Source organism: Microbacterium sp. NPDC080005 (assembly GCF_040702445.1).
GTDB lineage: Bacteria > Actinomycetota > Actinomycetes > Actinomycetales > Microbacteriaceae > Microbacterium > Microbacterium oleivorans_D.
In genome coordinates this window covers 551,283-575,320 of sequence record NZ_JBFBLD010000002.1, presented here as the reverse complement: position 1 = coordinate 575,320, position 24,038 = coordinate 551,283, and the positions used below count along the sequence as shown (strand labels likewise).

Sequence of the window (24,038 nt, the reverse complement as noted above, 5' to 3'; positions counted from 1 at the left end):
TCCCAGGTGGGCCCGGTATCGTGGGGGAGTCGGCGGAGGACACCGCGCTGTGCGCGGGCATCTTGTGTAGTCCTCGGGGCCGATCCCGACACCCGCTCCGTGGTGTCGGAACCAGTAACTGGAATGGCCCCCGGCCGACGGAAGTCCGGGTCTCACCGTGCGTGCGCGCACGGCGCTGTTTCGTGCGAGAACCCAGAAAGCACACGCATGCCCAAGAACAAGAAGCCGGCCGGCGGCCGCGCGCAGAACTTCGAGCCCCGCTACGGCAAGAAGACCTCGTACCAGGACGCCAAGCGTCGTCCCGGACAGGCTTCCGCCGGCACCACCGGCAGTAAGAGCCCGAAGCACCGCGGCTACCGCGCGACCGACGATGCAGCACCCCAGAAGGCGCGCTGGACCGAGCAGGACCGCGCCGGCCGGGCCGAGGCCCGCGGCATCCGCTCGAACGCCCGCGGCGACCGTCGCTTCGACGACCGCCCGCGCCGCGACGCCGACGGCGACCGGCCGCGTTTCGACCGCACCGAGCGTCCCGCGCGCTCGTTCGACGACCGGCCGCGTTCCGACCGCGCCGAGCGTCCCGCGCGCTCGTTCGACCGCGCCGAGCGCCCCGCGCGCTCGTTCGACGACCGTCCGCGCCGGGATGACCGCCCGCGGTTCGACCGTAACTCCTCCGATTCTGCGGGTCGGTCCGCGCGCGGCGCGGACTCGCGCCGATCCGGCGAGGACACGAGGAGTTACGGCCGCCCGGCGCGGTCCTTCGACGACCGCCCGCGCCGCGACGACAGCCCGCGGTTCGACCGGTCGCGCGGCAACAACTCCGGAGATTCGGATCGTCGCGCCCCTCGGGACGCCGGATACGGCCGTGACCGACAGGATCTCCGAGGCAATGGCCGCCCGGCCCGGGGCTTCGACGACCGTCCGCGCCGCGACGACCGTCCGCGCCGCGACGAGCGGCCGAACCGGTCGGATTGGGGTGCCGCCGAGAAGTCGAAGGCGCACCAGGACCACGTCGACGTCGTCCACGAGCGGCTGCAGGCCGAGGCCGTGGATGCCGCATCCGTCGAGCAGCTCTCGTTCGCCGACCTCGGTCTCGGCCAGAACATCGTCCGGACCCTCGACGGCCTCGGCGCCACGAGCCCGTTCCCGATCCAGGCGGCCACCGTCCGTCCCATCCTCGAGGGCCGTGACGTGCTCGCGCGCGGTCGCACCGGTTCGGGCAAGACGATCGCCTTCGGTGCGCCGCTCGTCGAGCGCGTGCTGCGCGGCCAGGCCGGCAAGCGCCGCGCCTGGGGTCGCTCACCGCAGGCGCTGATCCTCGCGCCGACGCGCGAGCTCGCGCTGCAGATCGACCGTACGGTGCAGGAGCTCGCACAGAGCGTGGGGCTGTTCACGACGCAGATCTACGGCGGCGTCCCCCAGGGTCGTCAGGTCGGTGCGCTCAAGAAGGGCGTCGACATCGTGATCGGCACCCCCGGCCGCATCGAGGACCTCGAGAAGCAGGGCAAGCTCGACCTCTCCGAGATCGGGATCGTCGTCCTCGACGAGGCCGACCACATGAGCGAGCTCGGCTTCCTCGAGCCGATGCAGCGGATCCTCCGTCTCGTGCAGGACGACGCCCAGAAGCTGCTCTTCTCGGCGACGCTCGACCGCGAGGTCGCGGCGCTGGTCGACGAGTTCCTCGTCGACCCGGCCGTCTACGAGGTCGCCGGCGAGACCCAGGAGACCAGCACGATCGACCACCGCGTCCTCGTCATCGACCACCGCGACAAGGCCGAGATCCTCACCTCCCTCGTCGACCGTGACGGCAAGACGCTGGTGTTCACACGCACCCGCGCGTACTCCGAGATGCTCGTCGAGCAGTTCGAGGATGCCGGGATCGCCGCCGTCGCCCTCCACGGCGACCTCAACCAGGCCAAGCGCACGCGCAACCTGCAGCGCCTGACCGACGGCAAGGTCACCGTGCTCGTCGCGACCGACGTCGCGGCCCGCGGCATCCACGTCGACGACATCGACCTCGTCGTGCAGGCCGACGCCCCCGACGAGTACAAGACGTACACGCACCGCTCGGGTCGCACGGGTCGCGCCGGTCGCGCCGGCACGGTCGTGACGCTCATCACGCGCCAGCGTCGCCGGCGCATGACCGAGATGCTCGAGCGCGCCGAGATCGACGCGCCGTTCGAGGAGGCGCGCGTCGGCGACGACGTCCTCGAGGAGATCACCGGCCGTCAGGCCGCGAACGTCGACGCCTGAGCGGTTCACTAGGGTGGGCGGATGCCGATCGTCATCCGCCCCCTCGGTGATCCCGACGTCGATCAGGTCGTCGCCCTCTGGCACGAAGTCGGCCTGACCCGTCCGTGGAACGACCCGCATCGCGACATCGCGCGGGCACGGGCCGTCTGGCCCGAGCTGCTCCTGGTGGCCTCCGACGGCGACCGCGTCGTCGGCTCGGTGATGGCCGGATACGACGGGCACCGCGGCTGGTTGTACTACCTGGCGTCGGCTCCCGATCGCCGGGGCGAGGGGATCGGCCGGATGCTGGTGGCCGAGGCGGAACGACGGCTCGAAACGCTGGGGTGTCCGAAGGTCATGCTCATGGTCCGCGAGGGCAACGACGCGGTCGCCGACTTCTACGACGCCATCGGCTACGCCCGGGACGCGACCTCGGTGCTCGGCAAGCGACTCATCCCGGACGACTGAGTCAGAAGAGCATCGCCGCGGCCTGCTCGCGCGTCGCGGTCTTCATGACCGGCCCCGTGGCGCGCACGGGACCCGGTCCGCCGCGCGGCGGGACGTCCTCCTCCTCGAGCCTGCCGTGCAGTCCGTGTCGACGCAGCAGTGGACGCACCCGCGCGGACAGCCACGAGCGGTAGCCCTTCGGTGCCGAGACGGAGACCCCCGGATACAGTCCGCGGTACGCGGGCACGAGGTCGGGGCACTCGCGTTCCAGCCACTGCCAGAACCATTCCTTCGCCCCCGGCCGCAGGTGCAGGGCCCCGAAGACGACCCGTCGAGCGCCGGATGCGGCGATCCGACCGATCGCGTCGTCGAGGACGTCGACTCCGTCGGTCAGGTGCGGCACGATCGGCATGAGGAACACCGTCACGGAGAATCCGGCGTCCGTCGCTGCCTTCACCGTGTCGAGCCTCGCCTGGAAGGACGGCGCGCCGGGCTCGAGCAGCTGGCGCAGCGATTCGTGGGGGATCGCGATCGACATGGCGATGTGGATCGGGACGCGGGTCGCGGCATCCGTCAGCTGAGGCAGGTCGCGTCGCAGCAGCGTGCCCTTCGTGAGGATCGAGAACGGCGTGCCGCTGGAGGTGAGCGCATCGATGATGCCCGGCATCAGCCGGTAACGCCCCTCGGCCCGCTGATAGGGGTCGGTGTTCGTGCCGAGGGCGACCGGTTCGCGCCGCCAGGACGCTTTGGCGAGCTCGCGGGCGAGCACATCTGCGACGTTGACCTTCACGACGATCTGCGAATCGAAGTCGGCGCCCGCGTCGAGGTCGAGGTACGTGTGCGTGTTGCGGGCGAAGCAGTACGTGCACGCGTGCGAGCAGCCGCGATAGGGGTTCACCGTCCACGAGAACGGCATCGCGGAACCACTCGGCACGTGATTGAGGGCGGACTTCGCGACCACCTCGTGGAACGTCATCCCGGCGAACTCCGGCGTCGTCACCGAGCGGACGAGACCGCCCATGGACTCGAGGCCGGGCAGGGCGGCGTCGTCGACCGTCGAGATATCCTGCCCCTGCCACCGCATGAATCCCAGTCGAACACACATTCGATGATGCGTCAACGGCGCGCCCGGCTGTCTAGAACATCGAGGACACGGCGGGTCGGCTGGAACAATGGTGTCGTGTCAGAGTCGAGGAGCGCCGCCCGGCGGCGGGTGCTCCGTCGGCGCCGCCAGCGTCGCGCACTGGTCCTGCTGGGCCTGGTCACCGCGGTGATCGCCGCGCTCGTCGTGATCCTCCCTCGCGCTCTCACGCCCGCCGACGCCGCGGCCGAGCCGGCATCCGCTCCGGTTCCGTCATCGCCCGCGCCCGCCGCGACACCCACGTCGACACCGCCGGTGCCCGAGGTGGAGACCCCGCTGTGCGAGACGGATGCCGTCGCCGCCGCGCTCGAGGATGGTTCCGACCGCGACGTGATCGCCGCGTTCGGGGGAGCCGAGCAGTTCCGCGCCGCGATCGCCGAGGGCGACGCTCCGTGCGTCGACCTGCACGAGGCAGGGCGCATCTGGGTGGTCGCCAACAAGCGGCATCCGCTGAACCCGGTCGACTACTGGCCGACCCCTCAGGCACGTCCGCAGGACACCCGGATCATCGCGGGGGGATGGCTGCTCGACCAGACGGCGGAAGCGCTGGACGAGCTCTCAGCCGATGTGAGGGACGCAGCGGGCAGCATCGGTGTGAGCAGCGGATTCCGCCCCTACGACTTCCAGGTCGACACCTACAACCGCTACGTCGCGATGCGCGGCAAGGCGGCGGCCGACCTCCGGAGCGCACGCCCCGGCCACAGCGAGCATCAGACAGGGCTCGCTGTGGACGTCGTGGCGTGCGACTCCGGGTGCGGCGACCACGACGGCTTCGGCGGCACGGCGCAATCGGACTGGATCGCCGCCAACGCCTGGCGCTACGGCTTCATCGTCCGGTACGAGGACGGACACACCGAGACGACGGGATACTCCGCCGAGCCGTGGCACCTGAGGTTCGTCGGGCGCGAGCTGGCGGGCGCCTATCACGACGGCGGTTTCCACACCCTCGAGGAGTTCTTCGGGCTCGAGCCCGCCCCCGACTACGGCTGACGCTCGCGCTCCACCGGCAGCCAGAGCTCGCACGTCGCCGTCGAGAAGTCGTCCGCCCGATCGAGCACCGACACGATCGACGGGCCGGGACGTAGCCGCCACGGGTTCGCGGGGAACCAGTCGGTCGCCGTCGAGGCCCACGTCGTCTGCAGCGCATCAGGGTAGGCGCCGCTGGTGCGGAACACGGCCCACGTCCCGGCAGGGACGTCGATGACGTCGAGGTCGTCGAAAGTCGGACTGTTCCCCGCGCGCGCCACGCCGTGCAGGTAGGTCAGCTCGCTTCCTTCGGTGTAGTCCGGGTCGACGTCCGCGCTCACCTGCAGCAGGCCTGCCGGCTCGGTGTCGCTCAACCCTTTCAGCCGTGCGTGCTCCGACACGGGGAGGGCCGCGATGTGCGCCTGGATGGCGGGGTTCGCGCCGCGATGCACGAGGGGCACGCGGGCGGCGTGGCCGACGAGGCGGAACGCGGGCCGGTCGATGATGCGGGTGTCCATGGGGATGCTCCCTTCTACGGTCAGGCGGAACCTGAGCTGCGGTTGTGTGCGGAGGGGGCCACCGTTGCGTCGCACCGCGGCGGGGGCGATGCCGTGCACCGCCTGGAACGCCCGAGAGAAGGCCTCTGTCGAGCCGTACCCGTGGCGCACCGCGATGGTCAGGAGTTCCTCGTCGCCGACGAGGTCGCCCGCGGCCACCGTCATGCGCCGTCGCCGGACGTACTCCGACAGCGGCATCCCCGCCAGCGACGAGAACATCCGTCGCAGGTGGTACTCGGTCGTGCCGTGCGCGCGGGCCACGGCGGCGACGTCGAGCTCTTCGCCGAGATGCGCCTCGATGTGTTCGACGAGACGGGTGAGTGCGGTGATCACGGTTCTCCCTCCGGCATCCACCCTCATCCTGTCGCCGATCCGGCGCCCGACTTCTCCGGACCGGAAAAGTCGGCTGACGCTCGGCGGAACTCAGTCGCACTCGCCCTGGCATCCGATCCCACGGCGCGCGTACAGTGGATCGTGGCGACGCCGCCCACGAGCGCAGCGTCGCGCCGACACGAAGGGGGTCCGCACATGGAGCGGAACATCTACGACGAGGACCACGAAGCATTCCGCGACGTCGTCAAGGAGTTCATCAAGCGCTACGTCACGAACGAGAAGCGCGAACAGTGGGATGCCGCCGGCGAGATCGACCGCGCGACGATGCGCGCCGCCGGTGACGCGGGTGTCATCGGGCTGAGCGTTCCCGAGGAGTTCGGCGGCGCGGGGATGCTGCAGGACTACCGGTTCCGCACGATCGTGAACGAGGAGGTCATCCGCGCCGGTGCCGGCTCGCTCGCCGGTGCCTTCGGCATCCAGGACGACCTCGCGGTGCCGTACCTCGTGCACATGGGCACTCAGGAGCAGAAGCAGAAGTGGCTGCCGCGGATGGCCACCGGTGAGATCATCGGTGCGCTCGCCATGACCGAGCCCGGCGCAGGGTCCGACCTTCGGGGCATCTCGACGACGGCGAAGAAGACCGACGGCGGCTACATCGTCAACGGCGCGAAGACCTTCATCTCATCGGGAGCGACGGCCGACATCTTCGTCGTGTTCGTGAAGACCGGGGAAGGGAACCGCCCCGACGCCTTCTCGCTCCTCCTGCTCGAAGCGGAGATGGCCGGCTTCGATCACGGCAAGAAACTGCACAAGATGGGCTTCCACGGCCACGACACCGCCGAGCTCAGCTTCACCGACGTCTTCGTGCCCGACGAGAACCTCATCGGCGGCGAGGAGGGCAAGGGCTTCGTCCAGCTCATGCTGAACCTGCCGCTCGAGCGGCTGTCGATCGGTGTCGCCGGCGCGGCCGCCGCGCAGGCGGGCGTGGAGTGGACCATCGCCTACACGAAGGACCGCGAGGCGTTCGGCCAGCGGATCATCGACTTCCAGAACACGCGCTTCACGATGGCCGACCTCGTGACCACGGTCGACGCCCTGTGGGCCTACGTCGACCGCGCGATCACGCTCTACGGCGAGAACAAGCTGTCCGCCGAGGATGCCGCGCAGGTGAAGTTCTGGGCCACCGAGCGCGAGTGGGAGGTGCTCGACGCATGCGTGCAGCTCCACGGCGGCTACGGCTACATCATGGAGTACCCGATCGCGCGCGCCTTCCTCGACGCCCGCGTGCACCGCATCTACGGGGGCACGAACGAGATCATGCGCGACATCGTGTCGCGCCGGATCGCCGGCAAGCGCTGACGCGAAGGCTGTCCCTACCCGCGCCTTAGCCGCGGTTAATGACCGCCGGGTGTGATCGGCGGATGCGCACTCGACACTTCCGCCTCACGCTCTCCCTCGCCCTCGTCTCCATCGGCGCCGTCGTCCTCGCGGGCTGCGTCGCCCCGTCCGCAGAGGATGACGGGGCGACCTCCGACACATCCGCTGCGTCGGCGTCGACGGTGAGCTTCTGGGACGCCACCGAGGTGCACGAGATCTCGGTCGACGTGGATCCCGACGTGCTCGCGGGACTGCTCGACACCTACGAGAGCACGGGCGAGAAGGAGTGGATCGAGGTCTCCGTCTCGATCGACGGCGAGGTCTACGAGGGTTCCGGTCTGAAACTGAAGGGCAACTCGTCGCTGCGGGGCGTCTCGAGCGACGACGACCCCAGCACGATCCCGTGGGTCATCCGGCTCGACAAGTTCGTCGACGGTCAGGAGCACGAGGGCATCACGGAGTTCGTCGTCCGCGGCAACAGCTCGGAGGCGTCGCTGAACGAAGCGGTCGCGCTGGATCTGCTGGACCTGACGGGCCTCGCCAGCGAGCAGGCCGCCGCCACACGGTTCACGATCGGCGGCTCCACGTCGCTGCGACTGGTCATCGAGAATCCGAGCGACAGCTGGAACGAATCGACGGTCGGCGCCACGGCGCTCTACAAGGCGGAGTCCGGCGGAGACTACTCCTATCGAGGTGACGACCCGGACTCCTACACCGATGTCTTCGACCAGGAGGCGGGCGAGGATGACCTCACGCCCCTCATCGACTTCCTCGAGTTCATCAACGAATCGGATGACGCGACGTTCGCCGACGAGCTGTCGGAGCACCTCGACGTAGACGCCTTCGCGACGTACCTCGCCTTCCAGGACCTCGTGGACAACTTCGACGACATCGACGGTCCCGGGAACAACTCCTACCTCGCGTACGACGCCGACACCGGACTCATGACCGTCGTGAACTGGGATCTGAACCTCGCGTTCGGCGCGTCACCGAACGGCGGCGGCGCCGGTGGGCAGGTGGCCGGCGGAGGCGGGGGAGGCGCGATGCCGGGCGACGGCGCGATGCCGGATCGCGACGGCGAGCCAGCGCCCGAGGACAGGCGCGGGCAGGGCGGCCCGGGCGGCTCGAACATCCTCGCGACGCGCTTCCTCGCAGACGACGATCTCCACGCCCTCTACGAGAGCGAGCTCGAACGGCTCAGCGAGGTGTTCTACGGCTCGGGTGAGGCGGAGGAGATCCTCCGGACCTGGGCGGACACCCTGCTCGAGCAGGCCACCGATCTCGTGGACGCCGACACCATCACCGCCGAGGCAGAGGAGCTCTCGGCATCCTTCGACACCATCGCCGACGGCCAGGCATCGTCCTGACGAGGCGCGCCGGACTACTTGGCGACGAGGGTCGTCTCGAAGCTGTACAGGTCGGGGCGGTAGCAGTGGTGACCATACTCGAACGCACGGCCGGAATCGTCGAATGCCACCCGCTCCATGGTGAGGACGGGGCCGCCGGAGTCGATGTCGAGCAGTTCGCCCTCATCGCCTCGCGCGCTGCGCGCACCGATCTTCTGCTTCGCGACGCGGATGGTGACGCCGCGGGCGCGCAAGATCTCGTACAGCCCGTGCTCCTCGAGCTGTTCGCGGGTGATGTCCGCGAACTCGGGCGGCAGGTAGTTCTCCAGGACCGCGACGGGCACGCCGTCGGTGCTGCGCTGCCGACGGACGAAGAGGACCTCGTCGCCGGGGGTGAGGCCGAGGCTCTTCGCGACGATCTCGGAGGCGGGGACGACCTCATGACCGAGGACCCGGGTCGCGGGCACGTGCGAGGTGTTCTTCAGGTCCTCATACAGGCTCGTCAGCTCGACCGCACGGGTCACCTGGCCCTGGACGACCTGGGTGCCGATGCCCCGACGCCGCACGAGCAGGCCCTTGTCCACCAGCTCCTGGATCGCGCGACGGATCGTCGGACGTGACAGACCCAACCGCTGTCCGATCGCGATCTCGTTCTCGAGCCGCCCGCCCGGGGGGATGGCGCCCGAGTGGATCGCGGCCTCGAGTCGGCTGGAGACCTGGAAGTAGAGCGGGACGGGACCGGTCCGATCGAGATCGGCGAAGAGTTCGGCGGGCCAATAGGTGTCGGCATCGACCACAGCCCTCACGCTCCTTCTCATGGATGACGGGTGTCGCCGGTATTTGTACCGACAACATCACGTGCCAGGCTAACGGCTCGCAGAGCCTGTGCCGCGATTTGTCTATGTGATATTGTTAGGACATGTTTGCGACCCGAGACACCTCGGCCGAATGACCGTTCGCGCCGCTGCCCCCGACGTCCTCTCCATCGGACGACTCGGCGTCGACATCTACCCGCTGCAGACGGGTGTCGGGCTCGAGGAGGTCTCGACGTTCGGCAAGTTCCTCGGCGGGAGCGCGGCCAACGTCGCCGTCGCCGCGGCGCGGTACGGACACGACGTCGCCCTCGTGTCCCGCGTCGGTGACGACCCGTTCGGTCGCTACCTCCGCGCGGAACTCGACCGGCTGGACGTCGACCCGAGCCTCGTCACCGTCGACGGAACCTACAAGACGCCGATCACCCTGTGCGAGATCTTCCCGCCGGACGACTTCCCGCTGTACTTCTACCGCGAGCCGAAGGCCCCCGACCTGGAGGTGACGCCGGATCAGCTTCCCGATGCCGTGCTGACGGAGGCATCCATCTTCTGGTCCACCGTCACGGGCCTCAGCCAGGAGCCGAGCCGGTCCACGCAGCTCGACGCGCTGCGTCGCCGCGGGCGCGCGCGCCACACGATCCTCGACCTCGACTACCGGCCCATGTTCTGGCCCGACCCCGGCGAGGCGACGGCGCAGGTCGCCGCCGCGCTCGAGCACGTCACCATCGCGGTCGGCAACCGCGAGGAGTGCGAGGTGGCGGTCGGCGAGACCGAGCCGATGCGCGCCGCGGATGCGCTCCTCGAGCGCGGGATCGAGCTCGCCATCGTGAAGCAGGGCCCCGACGGGGTGCTCGCGAAGACCCGTGATGAGACCGTCGTGGCTCCGCCGCACCTCGTCGACGTCGTCAACGGGCTCGGGGCGGGGGACGCCTTCGGCGGAGCGCTCTGCCACGGTCTGCTGAGCGGATGGGACCTGGAGCGCATCCTGCGCTTCGCGAACGTGGCCGGCGCCATCGTCGCATCGCGGCTGGAATGTTCGACGGCGATGCCGACGACCGCAGAGGTCGAGGCGATTCTGGACGCGGGGGGCGCGGCATGAGCGATCGGATCATCACCGAGGAGGCGTTCGCGCGACTGCGGGAGCTGCGCGCCTTCGACCCCGAGGCGATCCGGCACGCCGTCGCGAGCCGCACTCGTCGGCACCTCGATTCCGGCGACGGGCGGCTGTTCATCGTCGCCGCCGATCATCCCGCCCGCGGAGCTCTGGCTGTCGGAGCGGATGCCACGGCCATGGCCGACCGTCACGAACTGCTCGAGCGTCTCGCCATCGCACTCAGCCGGCCGGGTGTCGACGGCGTCCTCGGCACGCCCGACATCATCGACGACCTCGCGGCCCTCGGTCTGCTCGACGACAAGATCGTCGTCGGGTCGATGAATCGCGGCGGACTCCGCGGCGCGGACTTCGAGATGGACGACCGCTTCGGCGCGTACGACGTCCCCTCGATGGTCGCGGCCAATCTCGACTTCGCGAAGGCTCTCGTCCGCATCAACCTAGCCGATCCGGCGACCGCGGCGACCCTCGAGGCGACGGCGCGGGCGGTCACCGCGGCGGCGGGCGCCGGCATCCCGATCATGCTCGAGCCATTCATGAGCTCGTGGAGCGACAGTCGGATCGTGAACGATCTCTCGACGGACGCCGTCATCCTCTCCGTCGCGATCGCCTCGGGTCTCGGCGGATCGAGCGCGTACACGTGGATGAAGCTCCCCGTCGTGCCCGACATGGAACGCGTCATGGCGGCCACGACGCTTCCGACGCTGCTTCTCGGCGGCGACTCCGGCGACGATCCCGACGAGACCTTCGCCTCGTGGCAGGACGCGCTCGCCCTCCCCGGTGTCCGCGGCCTCACGGTCGGTCGCACTCTCCTCTACCCGCCGGACGGCGACACCGCTGCGGCGGTCGACATCGCCGCCGGACTCGTCCACTCCTCCCTCCTCACGAAGGACCCGTCATGAGCACTCCCTCCACCCAGACCCGCGTCATCGGCCACTGGATCGGCGGCGCGCACCGCGCGTCGAGGAGTGGTCGGACCGCTCCCGTCTACAACCCGGCGACGGGGGCGGTGCAGGCCGAGGTCGCTCTGGCCGACCAGGCCGAGATCGACGAGGCGATCGCCGCCGCGGAAGACGGTTTCCGGGTCTGGTCGGGGTTCTCGATCGCGAAGCGACAGGGTGTGTTGTTCGCGTTCCGTGAGCTGCTGAACTCGCGGAAGACCGAACTGGCGGAGCTCATCACGAGCGAGCACGGCAAGGTCGTTTCGGATGCGATGGGGGAGATCCTGCGCGGTCAGGAGGTCGTCGAGCTGGCGACCGGGTTCCCGCATCTGATCAAGGGTGCGTACTCGGAGAATGCGTCGACCGGTGTCGATGTGTTCTCCATCAAGCAGCCTCTCGGCGTGGTGGGGGTCATCTCCCCGTTCAACTTCCCGGTGATGGTGCCCTTGTGGTTCGCGCCGATCGCGATCGCCGCGGGTAACGCGGTGGTGCTGAAGCCGAGTGAGAAGGACCCGTCGGCCGCGTTGTGGCTGGCCGAGTTGTGGGCGGAGGCGGGCCTGCCGGCGGGGGTGTTCACGGTGTTGCAGGGCGACAAGCTCGCCGTGGACGGGTTGCTGCACTCCCCGGTGGTGCAGTCGATCTCGTTCGTCGGGTCCACTCCGATCGCTCAGTACATCTACGAGACCGCCTCCCGGAACGGGAAGCGGGTGCAGGCCCTCGGTGGGGCGAAGAACCACATGCTCGTCCTCCCCGACGCCGACCTCGACCTCGTCGCCGACCAGGCCGTCAACGCCGGGTTCGGGGCGGCGGGGGAGCGGTGCATGGCCATCAGCGTGGTCCTGGCGGTCGAGCCGGTCGCGGATGAGCTGATCGCGAAGGTCACCGAGCGCATCGCGAAGCTGCGCATCGGCAACGGCGCAGGTCAGGACGGCGTCGAGCCCGACATGGGACCGCTGATCACCGACGTCCACCGAGACAAGGTGGCCTCCTACGTCGACATCGCCGAGGCCGACGGGGCGACGGTCGTCGTCGACGGCCGCGGCTTCACGGTCGCCGGCCACGAGGACGGGTTCTTCTTCGGCCCCACCCTCCTGGACCACGTCCCGACCACGTCGAAGGCGTACACGGAGGAGATCTTCGGACCCGTGCTGTCCGTCGTCCGCGTCGCCAGCTACGACGAGGGCCTCGCCCTCATCAACTCGGGCGAGTTCGGCAACGGCACCGCCATCTTCACGAACGACGGCGGCGCCGCGCGCCGGTTCCAGACCGAGGTGCAGGTCGGGATGATCGGGATCAACGTCCCCATCCCCGTCCCCGTTGCGTACCACTCGTTCGGCGGGTGGAAGAAGTCGCTGTTCGGCGACGCGAAAGCGTACGGTGTCCACGGGTTCGACTTCTTCACCCGCGAGAAGGCGATCACCAGCCGCTGGCTCGACCCCGCCACACGCGCCTCCGGCGAACACGGCGGCATCAACCTCGGCTTCCCCCAGAACACCTGATCGCACGCCGCCGGGCGGCGGTCCTCCGAGAGCACGAAGATGAGCATCGAGAACACCTGGTTCCACCGCCGCGGCGACCTCGCCGCGGACGGCTGGGAGAGCGTCGTCGGCCGTGACACCCCCGGCTGGCAGCACACGGGCATCCGCGTCGCGGACCTCGCGCAGGACGACGTCGTCGAGCTGACCGAGACCGACGTCGAGCGCATCATCGTGCCGCTGGCGGGCTCGTTCCAGGTCGACCACGCCGAGGGGGGCGATCGCGAGCGGACGACGCTGCGGGGCCGGCGGTCGGTCTTCGACGGCCCGACGGACGTGCTCTACCTGCCGGTCGGTCGCACGGCGACCCTCACGGGCCTCGGCCGCGTGGCCGTCGCGGAGGCCCCGGCATCCGTCCGTCACCCCTGGCGCCACATCGCCGCCGCGGAGACGCCGGTCGAGCTCCGCGGAGCAGGATCGTCGAGCCGTCAGGTGCACAACTTCGGGACGCCGCAGGCCCTGGATGCCGACCGCCTGATCGTCTGCGAGGTCATCACGCCCGCTGACAACTGGTCGTCGTACCCGCCGCACAAGCACGACGAGCACGTCCCGGGACACGAGTCGCGCCTCGAGGAGATCTACTACTTCGAGTCCGCGCCGGTGGCAGGGTCCACGGCATCCCCCGACGGGGCGTTCGGCATGTTCAGCACCTACTCGTCGCCCGCGGGTGAGATCGACATCACCGCGATGGTGCGCACGGGCGACATCGCCCTCGTGCCCTACGGGTACCACGGGCCCGCCGTCGCCGCGCCCGGGTACGACCTCTACTACCTGAACGTCATGGCCGGGCCCGACCCCGACCGGGCATGGCTCATCAGCGACGACCCCGCCCACGCGTGGGTCCGTGACACCTGGGCGGATCAGGGCACCGATCCGCGACTTCCGTACCCGACCGAGGAAGGCCGATCCTGATGGCAGAGACGAAGCGGATGACGGTCAGCCAGGCGCTCATCGAGTTCCTGGCCCATCAGTGGACCGTCGACGGCGACGTGCGTGAGCGCACGATCCCCGGTGTCTTCGGCATCTTCGGTCATGGCAACGTCGCCGGCATCGGTCAGGCGCTCACGCAGCTGAACGTGCACGACCCCGACCTCATGCCGTATCACCAGGCCCGCAACGAGCAGGCGATGGTGCACCAGGCCGTCGGCTACGCGCGGATGCACCGCCGTCGTGGCACGTATGCGGCCGCGGCGTCCGTCGGTCCCGGCGCGGCCAACATGCTCACGGGAGCAGCGCTCGCGACGACGAACCGCCTTCCCGCCCTGCTCCTGCCGAGCGATACGTTCGCGACGCGCGTCGCCGACCCCGTGCTGCAGCAGCTCGAGCAGCCGTGGGACATCGGACTCACCGTCAACGACGCGTTCCGCCCGCTCTCGAAGTTCTTCGATCGCGTGCAGCGCCCGGAGCAGCTCTACTCCATCGCCCTCGCGGCGATGCGCGTGCTCACCGACCCGGCCGAGACCGGCGCCGTCACGATCGCCCTCCCCGAGGACGTGCAGGCCGAGGCGCTTGACGTCCCGATCGAGTTCCTGCAGGACCGCGAGTGGCACATCCGCCGTCCGCTGCCGGAGCGCGGGCCGCTCGAGCGCGCGGTCGCCGCGATCCGTTCGGCGAAGCGGCCCTTCATCGTCGCCGGTGGCGGGGTCATCTACTCCGAGGCCGAGGAGCAGCTCCGCGCGTTCGTGGAGGCCACCGGCATCCCCGTCGGCACGACGCAGGCGGGCGGCGGATCCCTCGCCTGGGACCACCCGCAGTACCTCGGCGGCGTCGGGGCGACCGGGTCGCTCGCGGCCAACCGTCTCGCAGCCGAGGCCGACGTCGTCATCGGGATCGGCACCCGGTACAGCGACTTCACGACGGCGTCGCGGACCGCGTTCCAGAACCCGGACGTCGTCTTCGTCAACATCAACGTCGCCGCCTTCGACGCCTACAAGCACGGCTCCGAGCTGCCGGTGATCGCCGATGCGCGCGAGGCGCTCGTCGCGCTGAGCCGGGAGCTCGAGGGTTTCCGCGTCGCGGCCGACCACGCCGAGCAGATCGCCCGGCAGAAGGCGGAGTGGGACGAGATCGTCGACCGCGCCTTCGCCCCGTCGGGCGCGGACCGACCGGGCCAGCCCGAGATCATCCACGCCGTGCACGCCGCCACCGACCCGCGTGACGTCATCGTGCAGGCGGCGGGATCGCTCCCGGGCGACCTCCACAAGCTGTGGCGCGTGCGCGACCCGCTCGGGTACCACGTCGAGTACGCCTTCTCGTGCATGGGCTACGAGATCGCCGGCGGTCTCGGCGCCAAGCGCGGTCTCGAGGCGGCCGGCGACGACCGCGACGTCGTCGTGATGGTCGGCGACGGGTCGTACCTCATGCTCAACAGCGAGCTCGTCACCGCGGTCGCCGAGGGCATCAAGATCATCGTCGTGCTGATCCAGAACCACGGCTTCGCCTCGATCGGCCACCTCTCCGAAACGGTCGGCTCGCAGCGCTTCGGCACGCAGTACCGCGCCTACGACCCCGCTGCGAAGAACTTCCAGGGCGGCGACGTCCTCCCCGTCGACCTCGCCATGAACGCCCGCAGCTACGGTCTCGACGTCGTCGAGATCGCGGAGGGACCGGATGCCGCGGCTGACCTGACCGCTGCGGTCGCCGCCGCGAAGGCCTCCGATCGGTCGACGTTCATCCACATCAACAGCGATCCCCTCGTCTACGCCCCCGACAATGCCGGGTGGTGGGACGTGCCCGTCCCGGAGGTGTCGACCATCGAATCCACGCAGCAGGCCCGCGACGCCTACGTCGGCGAACGCGCCGCACAGCGCCCGCTCCTGGGCGGTGGCGCCCGATGAGGGCGGCGGTCGCCGGCGCGCCCGTCAGCTTCGGTGTGTTCGAGCTGACCCCGGAGGGCGCCGAGACGATCTCGCCCGACGCGATGATGGAGGTCCTCGCCGAGACGGACTACGCCGGGATCGACCTCGGGCCGCTCGGCTTCCTCGGTCAGGACGCGGCGCTGCGTGCCCGGCTCGAGCGCTTCGGCCTGGGCCTCGCCGGCGGCTGGGTGCAGCTGCCGTTCTCGGATGACGAGGCCTTCGCGGCGGCTCTTCCCGACCTGCGCGCCGCGCTCCGTCAGTTCTCGGTCGGCGCCGATGCGGGCACAGGCCCGTTGCCGCTGCCGACGCTCGCAGACGACGGGTCGTCGCTCCGCCGCGGTGCCCCCGGTCGCGGCGCCGAGGTCGACGCTCTCGACGCGGATGCCTGGGGCCGCCTGACCGACAACGTCGCGCGTGCCGCGGGCATCGTGCGGGACGCCGGTTTCGAGCCGACGTTCCACCACCACGCGGGGACCTTCGTCGAGTCCCCCGACGAGATCGACCGCTTCCTCGCCGACACCGACGTCGATCTCACCCTCGACACCGGGCACCTGTTCATCGCCGGTGGTGACCCGCTCGCCGCCGTCGAGCGCTGGGGCGACCGCATCAACCACCTGCACCTCAAGGACGTCGACCTCGCCGCCCTGCGGCGAGTGCTGGCGGCCGGCGGCGGGATGCCGGAGGTCTGGTCGGGTGGATCCTTCGTCGCCTTCGGCCAGGGCGACATCGACCTCGGCGCCGTGATGTCCGCCCTCGATGCTCGCGGCTACGAGGGGTGGGTCGTCGTCGAGCAGGATGTCCTCAACGGACCCGACGTCGCGCTCGACGCCTTCGTCACGGCCCGCTCCGCCGACCAGATCACGAACCGCGACGCGCTGCGCGCGTGGGTGTGACCCCTCTCCCTCTCTCGACGAACAGGAACGACATGACCGCCACCCCCGTCCGCTTCGGACTCTTCGGCTCCGGACGCATCGGCCAGGTGCACGCCGCGAGCATCGCGGCATCCCCCGACGCCGAACTCGCGTGGATCGCCGACCCGTTCGTCGACGGCGCCGAGCGCCTCGCTGCGCAGTACGGCGGGAAGACGACGACCGACCCCGCCGAGGTGTTCGCCTCGGGCGAGGTCGACGCCGTGCTCGTCGCCTCGCCGACGCCCACGCACGTCGACCTGATCCGCGCCGCGGTGGAGGCCGGCATCCCGGTCCTGTGCGAGAAGCCGATCGACCTCGACATCGACCGCGTCGAGGCGCTGCGTCCCGTCGTCGCCGCCGCCGGTGTGCCCGTCGCGCTCGGCTTCAACCGCCGCTTCGACCCCGGCTTCCACACCGCCCGGGCCCGGGTCGCGGCGGGCGAGATCGGCCGTCTCGAGCAGCTGACCATCATCAGCCGCGACCCCGCCGCCCCGCCGGCGGAGTACGTCGCCGTCTCGGGCGGGATCTTCCGCGACATGACGATCCACGACTTCGACATGGCACGCTACTTCCTGCCCGACATCGTCGCGGTGACCGCGTTCGGCACGACCACGTTCGACGAGGGTGCGCGCCGGCACGGCGACTTCGACACGACCACGGCGATCCTCAAGTCGGCGTCCGGGGCGCTCGTCACGATCATCAACTCGCGGCACAGCACGACCGGCTACGACCAGCGCATCGAGGCGTACGGCAGCGACGGCGACCTGACCGTCGCCAACCAGGGCACGAGCCTCGTCAGTCTGTCGAACGCGAACGGTGTCGCGGCCGGTGCGCCGTTCGAGGCATCCATGGTCACCCGCTACACCCCTTCGTACCGCGCCGAACTCGCGGAGTTCATCGCCCTCGTGCGAGGCGAGGAATCCGCGAGCCCGACCTTCGACGACGGTCGCGCGGCCCTCCTGCTGGCGAACGCCGCGCAGCGTTCGGCGACCGAGGGTGTCACGGTCGAGGTCGACCTCTCCTGACCCGCGTCGAGGTCCCGACCGAGCCGGAGATCCGCCGATCTTCCCCGGCCGGTCGGGACCTCGACGTGTGACCGTCAGGACGCGACCGGATGCGGCTGCTCCCGCATGCCCCACGGCGAGCCGTAGCCCTCGGGCTTCGGAGCCGCGAGCAGCTCGAGGAACGGCTTCGCATCGAACGCCTCGGGGCCGAGGACGCCCGTTCCCGACCAGATGCCGCGGGCCAGCAGCTCGAGCGCGATGACCGGATTGATCGCGGTCTGCCAGACGACGGCCTGCGAGTTGTCCTCGCGCATCGTCTCCGCGTTGTCGGCCACGTGGTACAGGTACGTCGAGCGGGGCTTCCCGTCCTTGCCGGTGCCGGTCACCCACACGCCCGCGCAGGTCTTGCCGCTCATCCTGTCGCCGATGGTGGCGGGGTCGGGGAGGGCCGCCGCCACGACATCGCGCGGTGAGACCTGCACCCCTTTCACCGACAGCGGCTCGGTCTTGTCGAGGCCGAGCTTGTTGAGCACGCGCAGCACCTCGATGAACTCGTCACCGAGGCCGTACTTGAACGTGACGCGCTTCGCCTTCGTCCAGCGCGGCATGAGGAGCACCTCCTCGTGCTCGACGTTGACGCACTCCACGGGACCGATGCCCTCGGGGAAGTCGAACACCTCCGGCTCGCTGAACGGCTCGGTGACGTACCAGCCCTTGTCCTCCTCGTAGATGACGGGCGGGTTCAGGCACTCCTCGATCGTCGTCCAGATCGAGAACGAGGGTGCGAAGTCGTAGCCGGCGACGACGAGGTTCGCGCCGTCGCGGACGCCCAGCTCGTCGATCTCGTCGAAGAGCTCATCCTCGGCGTACCGGGCGAACACGTCCGAGAGCCCCGGCTCGACGCCGATGCCGACGAGTGCGAGTCGCCCGGCGTCCTGCCACTCCTGTTCCTGGGCGAACTGCTCGTCGCCGAGCTTCACACCGACCTTCTCGTAGGGGCGTTCCGGATGCCGCTGCGACAGGCTCATCGCCATGTCGAGGTACGTCGCCCCGGCCGCGAACGCGCCGTCGAAGATCGGCATGACGAAGCGGGGGTCGACGGCGTTGAGCACGTGAGTGGCGGAGTGCTCGCGCAGCAGGGATGCCACGGACTGGGCGCTCGAGGCATCCACCTGCGCCGCGGTGAACCGCTCGTCGCCGAGCTCGTCCACGAGCGCCTGCGGGCGGGCAGGGTCGTAGTCGGCGACGACCACCGCCTCGTAGAAGTCGCGGCGGCGGAGGATGCGAGCGGCGGCGCTGCCGACGCCGCCAGCGCCGATGATGAGGATGCGCATGACGGTCCTTTCGGGGGCGGTCAGATGCCGCCGTCGATGGAGCGGGGAAGCGTGCCGGCGTCGTCGGGGACGAGGACCGGGGTTTCCCGGTTGAGGCTCTCGCCGCGGAAGAACCGCTTCGAGCGCGGGAAGAGGAACCACACGAACATCAGCACGACGCCGAGGGCGAGGGCGCCGATGCCGACGACGAAGGTCGACCCGACGCCGAGCAGGGTGCCCGAGTAGCCGTAGTCGGGGTTCAGCATGTCGATCGCCGACTGGATGAAGGCGTAGGTCAGCATGAGGGCGCCGACGAGGGGGAACACCCCCTTGAACCAGGTGTCGCGCGCCGAGCGGAACAGATCCTTCCGGAAGTACCAGACGCACGCGTAGCCGGTGATCGCGTAGTAGAAGGCGATCGCGAGGCCGAGCGAGAGGATCGTGTCCTGCAGGATCGCGTCGCTGAGCGAGGTCATCACGACGTAGTAGACGCTCGCGACGATGCCCATGACGAGGGTCGAGAACGAGGGCGTCTTGTAGCGGGGGTGGACGTCCTTGAACCTCGCCGGGAGAGCCCGGTAGACACCCATCGCGAGGGTGCCGCGCGCGGTCGGGAGGATCGTCGTCTGCGTCGAGGAGACGGCCGAGATGAGGACGGCGACCACCAGCAGCCAGCCCCAGGGCCCCAGCAGTCCGTCCTTGATCGCCAGGAAGAAGTCGTCGGCGTTGTCGGCGTTGCCGAGGCCCGTGCCGTCCTCGCCGATGCCGGCGTACATCATCGCCGCGATCGTCACCGAGACGTAGGTGACGAGCAGCAGCACGCAGGTCAGCAGGGCTGCGAGGCCCGGGATGCGCTTGGGGTCCTTCGTCTCCTCGTTGAGCGCGAGGCACGTGTCCCAGCCCCAGTAGATGAAGATCGCGAGCAGGATCGCCTCGATGAACCCGCCCCACTCGCCGAACGCGAACGGGTTCAGCCACTGCCAGTCGAACGCGGTCGGGCCCGGCGCCGAGCCGGAGAAGAACTGACTGAGAGCGGCGATCACGAAGACGATGAGCGCGAGGTACTGGATGCCGAGCAGCACGTTCTGGATGCGCTCGCCGATCTCGACGCCGCGCCAGGAGACGTAGGTCATCGCGGCGATGAAGGCGACGGCGACGAGGACGATCCGCCAGTCGTTGGGCTCCTCGAACTCCTGGCCGAGGAGGGCCCAGAAGTAGATCGATGCGACCTGGGCGAGATTCGCGAGCACGATCATCCCGGCGATCGCGACGCCCCAGCCGCCCATCCAACCCACCCACGGCCCGAACGCCTTCGTGCCCCAGGTGAAGGTCGTGCCGCAGTCGGGCACGTCATTGTTGAGCTCGCGATAGGCGAAGGCGATGAGGAGCATCGGGATGAAGGCGATCACGAACGCGATGGGCGCCTGCCCGCCGACGGCGAGGACGACGTACCCGAGTGTCGCGACGAGCGAGTAGACCGGGGCGGTCGAGGCGAGGCCGATGACGGTCGACCCCCACAGGCCCAGAGTGCCGCGGGCGAGGCCCTTGCCGTCCGGACGGGTCAGATGCACAGGCGTCGTGGTCACGACGACCTCCTCAGAGAAAGCGATCCGCCTTCCCGCGGCCGGGTTCGCGGGCGGCGCCGTCGCCGTCCTGAGCGGGAAGTGGCCTCACCCTAGCACCGGCGTTCCACGCCGCACGAGACTCGGTGTCAGCGAGCCACCTTCTCCGTGGCGCCCGCGCTGCGCCAGTACCCGACGAAGCTGATCGCGGCCTTGTCGACGCCCTGCGAGACGAGATGGCGCCGGCCGGCCGTGGGCAGGGTCTGCTCGCCCACGATGAAGTGGTGCGCCCCGGATGTCGCCGGCAGCCGCATGAGCTCTGCGAGAGCGATCGTGCCCGGCTCAGCACCGCCCTCGCGCACGAGCCAGCGGATCTCGACTCCTGCCGGCCCCTCGAGCGGGAGGACGTCGTCGGCGGTCGGCGCCTCGAGGATCGCGACACCCGTGGCGGTCGGGGGCAGAGAGGCGAGGACCCCCGCGACGGCGGGAACGCCGGTCTCGTCGGCGACGAGAACCACGTCCTCGACTCCGCGATCGGGGTTGAACCCGAGTCCTTCGTCGAGGATGACGACACTCTCGCCGGCCTCTGCGCGCGCCGCCCATCCGCTGGCCGGCCCGGCCGTGTCGCCGTGCCCGTGCAGGACGAAGTCGACGTCGATCTCGGCACCGGCATCCGTCGTCGCGGGCCGATACGCGCGGACCGTGTAGTTGCGCATGACGGGCCGCTCGCCCTCGGGGATGCGCAGGTAGCGCAGGTAGCCGAAGAGGGTGTTCGCCTTCGCCGGGATGCGCTCCAGCCCCGCTTCGCCGCCGACCGGCAGGAACAGGCGGAACCATTGGTCGAAGCCGCGGGCGGTGAACCGGTCGATGTCACCGCCGCCGAGGGTCACGCGCATCCAGTGCGGCGCGAGCCGCTCGGTGCGCAGCACCCTGAGGTGCAGCAGTTCCTGGTGCGGGGGCTTCACGAGTGCGCTGGCGCGGGCCATCGGCATCCTTCCGTCGAGGGTCAGAGGCCCCAGGGGAACAGGGCGGTCAGAAGGGCGGCGGAGACCGCCCAGAAGACGAGTACGAACACGGTGTCGCGCGGCCGCCAGGGCAGCAGGTGCCGCTCGGTGCGGTCGGGGTGGGCGCCGAAGGCGCGGGCATCCATCGCGAGGGCGACCCGTTCGGCGTGCCGGATCGCACCGGCCAGGAGCGGGACGAGGTAACCCCACCAGCGCGCGACGGCGGCGAACGGACCGCGCCCACCGTGCGCGCCCCGCACCCGGTGCGCCTGCCGGATCACCTCGAGCTCGTACCCGAATCGCGGCACGAACCGGATCGCCGCGAGGGCGGCGTAGCCGATGCGGTACGGCACGCGCAGCTGCTGCACCGTCGCACGCACGAGGTCGGGGCCCGAGGTCGTGAGCCCCGCGATGAGTCCGAGCGCGAGGATCGCCGCGAGGCGCGCCCCTGTGGCGAGGCCGACGTCGACGGCGCCGGAGTAGAGCGACCACGCGCCGACCGAGAGGACTGGATCGGTGCCGTCGACCAGGTCGCTGTCGACCCAGAGTCCCAGCGACAGGCCGATCACCGCCGCCCCGGTCGGGATGCCGAGGAGCAGCAGCGCGGCAACCCGCGCCGACACGCGAGCTCCGACGAAGATGACCAGATAGGCGACCGCGAGGAAGGCGAGCGGGGTGACCAGGTCGCGCGCGAAGACCAGCACGGCCATCGCCGGGAGCGGCGCCGCGAGCTTCGCCAGCGGACCGATGCGCGCGAGCAGACCCCGGGCCGCGGCGTCGGCGTACGGATCCGCGACGGCGGTCACGTCGCACCTCCACCGAGCGCGCGGAGCGCGGTGACGGAGGCGAGCTCGGGATGCCGCGTCACGCCTCGCAGCGCCGACTGCAGCGTCGGGCGGCGCAACCCGCTCTCGCGCAGGAGCGTCTCGTCGGAGAAGACGTCGGCGGTGGCGGCATCCGCCCGGATCCGACCGTCGTGGACGACGACCGTGCGGTGGGCGTACTCGGCGACGAGCTGCATGTCGTGCGTGACGACGACGATCGTCGTGCCCGTCTCGTTGAGGTCCCGCAGCAGGCGCAGCAGCTCGTCGGCACGGGCGCGGTCCTGCCCGAAGGTCGGCTCGTCGAGGGCGAGGATCGGCGCACCCGCGATGAGCGCGGTCCCGACCGAGAGTCGACGCTTCTGTCCGCCCGACAGGAGGAACGGGTGCACCTCGCCCTTGCCCTCCAGGCCGAACCGCTCGAGCATCGCGGTCGTCCGCTCCCGGACCTCGTCGTCGGACATCCCCCGCCCCCGGAGCCCGTGGGCGAGCTCGTCGAAGACGGTGTGCGCGATGAACTGGTGTTCGGGGTTCTGGAAGACGAAGCCGATGCGGCGGGACAGGTCGCGCAGGCTCGTCCGCGCAGGGTCCGCGCCGTCCACCCGCACCGCGCCGCGCGGCGGCGGGATGACCCCGGCCATCGTCTGCACGAGTGTCGTCTTGCCCGCCCCGTTCGAACCGACGACGGCGACGAACTCGCCCGTCCGAACGGTCAGGTCGATGTCGTGCAGCACGGTCCGGCGCCCACGCCACAGCGTGAGCCCCCGCACCTCGATCGCCGTGCTCTCGCCGCCGCCGATGCTCGGAGCCCCGCTCGGGGGCGCGGAGACGGGACTCGGAACCGGCGCCTCGGCGGCCTCGAGCGACTCCGCCAGCTCCGCGGGGATGAGCGGCGTGCGGGGCAGGTCCCACCCCGCCCGTCGCAGCGCGAGCGCGGCCATCGTCGAGACCGGGAGCCATACGCCGAGCGTGTCGAGCTCCTCGGCGCGTCCGCGCAGCACGTCATCGACGGTGCCGTCGGCGACGGACCGTCCCGTCGCGTCGAGCACGACGACGCGGTCGGTGAGGCCGACCGCGGCGTCGAGGTTGTGCTCGACGAGCAGGATCGAGCGCCCCTGGGCGGCCACGCCGCGCAGGGCGTCGTAGACGTCCTCGATCCCGGCGGGGTCGAGGTTCGCGGTGGGCTCGTCGAGGACGAGCAGCTCCGATCCCATCGCGAGCGCACACGCGATCGCGAGGCGCTGCTTGCCGCCGCCCGAGAGCCGGTCGGGGTTCTCGCCGCGCCGCTCCCACAGCCCGACCTGGCGCAGCGCGCGTTCGGTGCGGGCGAGCACGTCGGCCACCGGCATCCGCAGGTTCTCGGGACCGAAGGCGACATCGTCGAAGACGGTGCCGGTGATCAGCTGCGCGTCGGGATCCTGGAACACCATGCCGACGTGACCGGCCAGGCGTGCGACGGGGGTGTCGACCGTCGACATCCCTCGGACGGCGACGGTACCGGTCAGCTCGGCGGGCACCGACTGCGGGATGAGCCCGTTGGTCGCGAGCGCGAGGGTGGACTTGCCCGATCCGCTCGGGCCGAGCAGGAGCACGACCTCGCCGGGGGCGATGTCGAAGGTGACGGATGCCGGAACGGCGGCATCCGCTCCCTCGTGGGTGATCGAGACTCCGCGCACGCGCAGCACCGGCGTCGGCGCCCCGTCGTCGCGGGCCGCCTGCGCCGTGGTGGGGCCGGAGGCGGCAGAGCTCACGGGAGGTCCAAACCGAGGG

General features: G+C 70.4%; 20 protein-coding genes. 12 read left to right on the top strand and 8 right to left on the bottom strand.

The genetic code is table 11. From position 1 onward, the window contains the following. The first annotated feature begins 207 nt into the window (after positions 1-207). Together AB0259_RS09525 and AB0259_RS09520 are read left to right on the top strand one after the other, a co-directional pair. Complete coding sequence (locus tag AB0259_RS09525; RefSeq protein WP_366222045.1) at positions 208-2,250, top strand: DEAD/DEAH box helicase; 2,043 nt, start codon at positions 208-210, stop codon at positions 2,248-2,250. 21 nt (positions 2,251-2,271) lie between these two features. Further along, positions 2,272-2,697, top strand: coding sequence for a GNAT family acetyltransferase (locus AB0259_RS09520; RefSeq protein ID WP_366222046.1), 426 nt, complete (start codon positions 2,272-2,274; stop codon positions 2,695-2,697). Position 2,698: 1 nt separating this feature from the next. Here AB0259_RS09520 and AB0259_RS09515 read toward each other — a convergent pair whose 3' ends face one another. After that, a complete protein-coding gene (locus AB0259_RS09515; RefSeq protein ID WP_366222047.1) occupies positions 2,699-3,760 on the bottom strand; it encodes an Rv2578c family radical SAM protein in 1,062 nt (353 codons plus the stop codon). Positions 3,761-3,856: 96 nt separating this feature from the next. Between AB0259_RS09515 and AB0259_RS09510 the strand changes: the two genes are divergently transcribed. Continuing rightward, positions 3,857-4,807 carry a M15 family metallopeptidase gene (locus tag AB0259_RS09510; RefSeq protein ID WP_240741267.1) on the top strand — a complete coding sequence of 317 codons (951 nt, stop codon included), beginning with the start codon at positions 3,857-3,859 and terminating at the stop codon, positions 4,805-4,807. On the opposite strand, the gene AB0259_RS09505 is transcribed toward AB0259_RS09510, so the two are convergent. Further along, a complete protein-coding gene (locus AB0259_RS09505) occupies positions 4,798-5,673 on the bottom strand; it encodes an AraC family transcriptional regulator (protein ID WP_366222048.1) in 876 nt (291 codons plus the stop codon). The two genes, AB0259_RS09510 and AB0259_RS09505, sit on opposite strands and share 10 nt — an antisense overlap. A 195-nt stretch (positions 5,674-5,868) precedes the next feature. Between AB0259_RS09505 and AB0259_RS09500 the strand changes: the two genes are divergently transcribed. Both AB0259_RS09500 and AB0259_RS09495 read left to right on the top strand, forming a co-directional pair. Further along, entirely contained in the window at positions 5,869-7,032 is a 1,164-nt protein-coding gene (locus AB0259_RS09500) for an acyl-CoA dehydrogenase family protein (RefSeq protein WP_251577614.1), read from the top strand. A gap of 62 nt (positions 7,033-7,094) precedes the next feature. Then, a complete protein-coding gene (locus AB0259_RS09495) occupies positions 7,095-8,417 on the top strand; it encodes a CotH kinase family protein (protein WP_366222049.1) in 1,323 nt (440 codons plus the stop codon). 14 nt (positions 8,418-8,431) lie between these two features. On the opposite strand, the gene AB0259_RS09490 is transcribed toward AB0259_RS09495, so the two are convergent. Then, positions 8,432-9,193 (bottom strand): GntR family transcriptional regulator, encoded by a 762-nt coding sequence (locus tag AB0259_RS09490; protein WP_251578971.1) that lies wholly within the window; start codon positions 9,191-9,193, stop codon positions 8,432-8,434. A 151-nt stretch (positions 9,194-9,344) separates the two neighbouring features. Between AB0259_RS09490 and iolC the strand changes: the two genes are divergently transcribed. The 7 genes from iolC to iolG are packed head-to-tail and all read left to right on the top strand — an operon-like array spanning position 9,345 to position 17,589. Further along, positions 9,345-10,307: a 5-dehydro-2-deoxygluconokinase gene (iolC, locus tag AB0259_RS09485; RefSeq protein WP_251577618.1), complete on the top strand. Its 963-nt coding sequence runs from the start codon at positions 9,345-9,347 to the stop codon at positions 10,305-10,307. Then, positions 10,304-11,221, top strand: a complete 918-nt coding sequence (locus tag AB0259_RS09480) for a deoxyribose-phosphate aldolase (protein WP_366222050.1) — start codon at positions 10,304-10,306, stop codon at positions 11,219-11,221. The genes iolC and AB0259_RS09480 overlap by 4 nt, the downstream gene beginning before the upstream one ends. Next, on the top strand, positions 11,218-12,759 hold the full coding sequence (locus AB0259_RS09475; protein WP_366222051.1) for a CoA-acylating methylmalonate-semialdehyde dehydrogenase: 1,542 nt from the start codon (positions 11,218-11,220) through the stop codon (positions 12,757-12,759). The genes AB0259_RS09480 and AB0259_RS09475 overlap by 4 nt, the downstream gene beginning before the upstream one ends. Positions 12,760-12,798: 39 nt before the next feature. Further along, the gene (iolB, locus tag AB0259_RS09470) at positions 12,799-13,707 is read left to right on the top strand and encodes a 5-deoxy-glucuronate isomerase (RefSeq protein ID WP_366222053.1); all 909 of its coding nucleotides are present in this window, start codon (positions 12,799-12,801) and stop codon (positions 13,705-13,707) included. Then, positions 13,707-15,632, top strand: coding sequence for a 3D-(3,5/4)-trihydroxycyclohexane-1,2-dione acylhydrolase (decyclizing) (gene iolD, locus AB0259_RS09465; RefSeq protein ID WP_366222054.1), 1,926 nt, complete (start codon positions 13,707-13,709; stop codon positions 15,630-15,632). Before iolB ends, iolD begins: the two co-directional genes overlap by 1 nt. Then, on the top strand, positions 15,629-16,546 hold the full coding sequence (locus AB0259_RS09460; RefSeq protein ID WP_366222056.1) for a sugar phosphate isomerase/epimerase: 918 nt from the start codon (positions 15,629-15,631) through the stop codon (positions 16,544-16,546). The genes iolD and AB0259_RS09460 overlap by 4 nt, the downstream gene beginning before the upstream one ends. A gap of 32 nt (positions 16,547-16,578) precedes the next feature. Beyond that, positions 16,579-17,589 (top strand): inositol 2-dehydrogenase, encoded by a 1,011-nt coding sequence (iolG, locus tag AB0259_RS09455; protein WP_366222058.1) that lies wholly within the window; start codon positions 16,579-16,581, stop codon positions 17,587-17,589. Between the two features lie 74 nt (positions 17,590-17,663). Here the strand turns inward: iolG and AB0259_RS09450 are convergent, their stop codons facing one another. From AB0259_RS09450 to AB0259_RS09430, 5 genes are all read right to left on the bottom strand, one after another. Next, positions 17,664-18,902, bottom strand: coding sequence for a saccharopine dehydrogenase C-terminal domain-containing protein (locus tag AB0259_RS09450; protein ID WP_366222060.1), 1,239 nt, complete (start codon positions 18,900-18,902; stop codon positions 17,664-17,666). Positions 18,903-18,922: 20 nt separating this feature from the next. Next, positions 18,923-20,467, bottom strand: a complete 1,545-nt coding sequence (locus tag AB0259_RS09445) for an APC family permease (protein WP_366222061.1) — start codon at positions 20,465-20,467, stop codon at positions 18,923-18,925. Between the two features lie 125 nt (positions 20,468-20,592). Further along, a complete protein-coding gene (locus AB0259_RS09440) occupies positions 20,593-21,429 on the bottom strand; it encodes a siderophore-interacting protein (RefSeq protein ID WP_366222062.1) in 837 nt (278 codons plus the stop codon). Positions 21,430-21,449: 20 nt separating this feature from the next. After that, positions 21,450-22,253: an energy-coupling factor transporter transmembrane component T gene (locus AB0259_RS09435; protein WP_251577673.1), complete on the bottom strand. Its 804-nt coding sequence runs from the start codon at positions 22,251-22,253 to the stop codon at positions 21,450-21,452. Further along, entirely contained in the window at positions 22,250-24,019 is a 1,770-nt protein-coding gene (locus AB0259_RS09430; protein ID WP_366222063.1) for an ABC transporter ATP-binding protein, read from the bottom strand. Before AB0259_RS09430 ends, AB0259_RS09435 begins: the two co-directional genes overlap by 4 nt. Positions 24,020-24,038 lie beyond the last annotated feature (19 nt).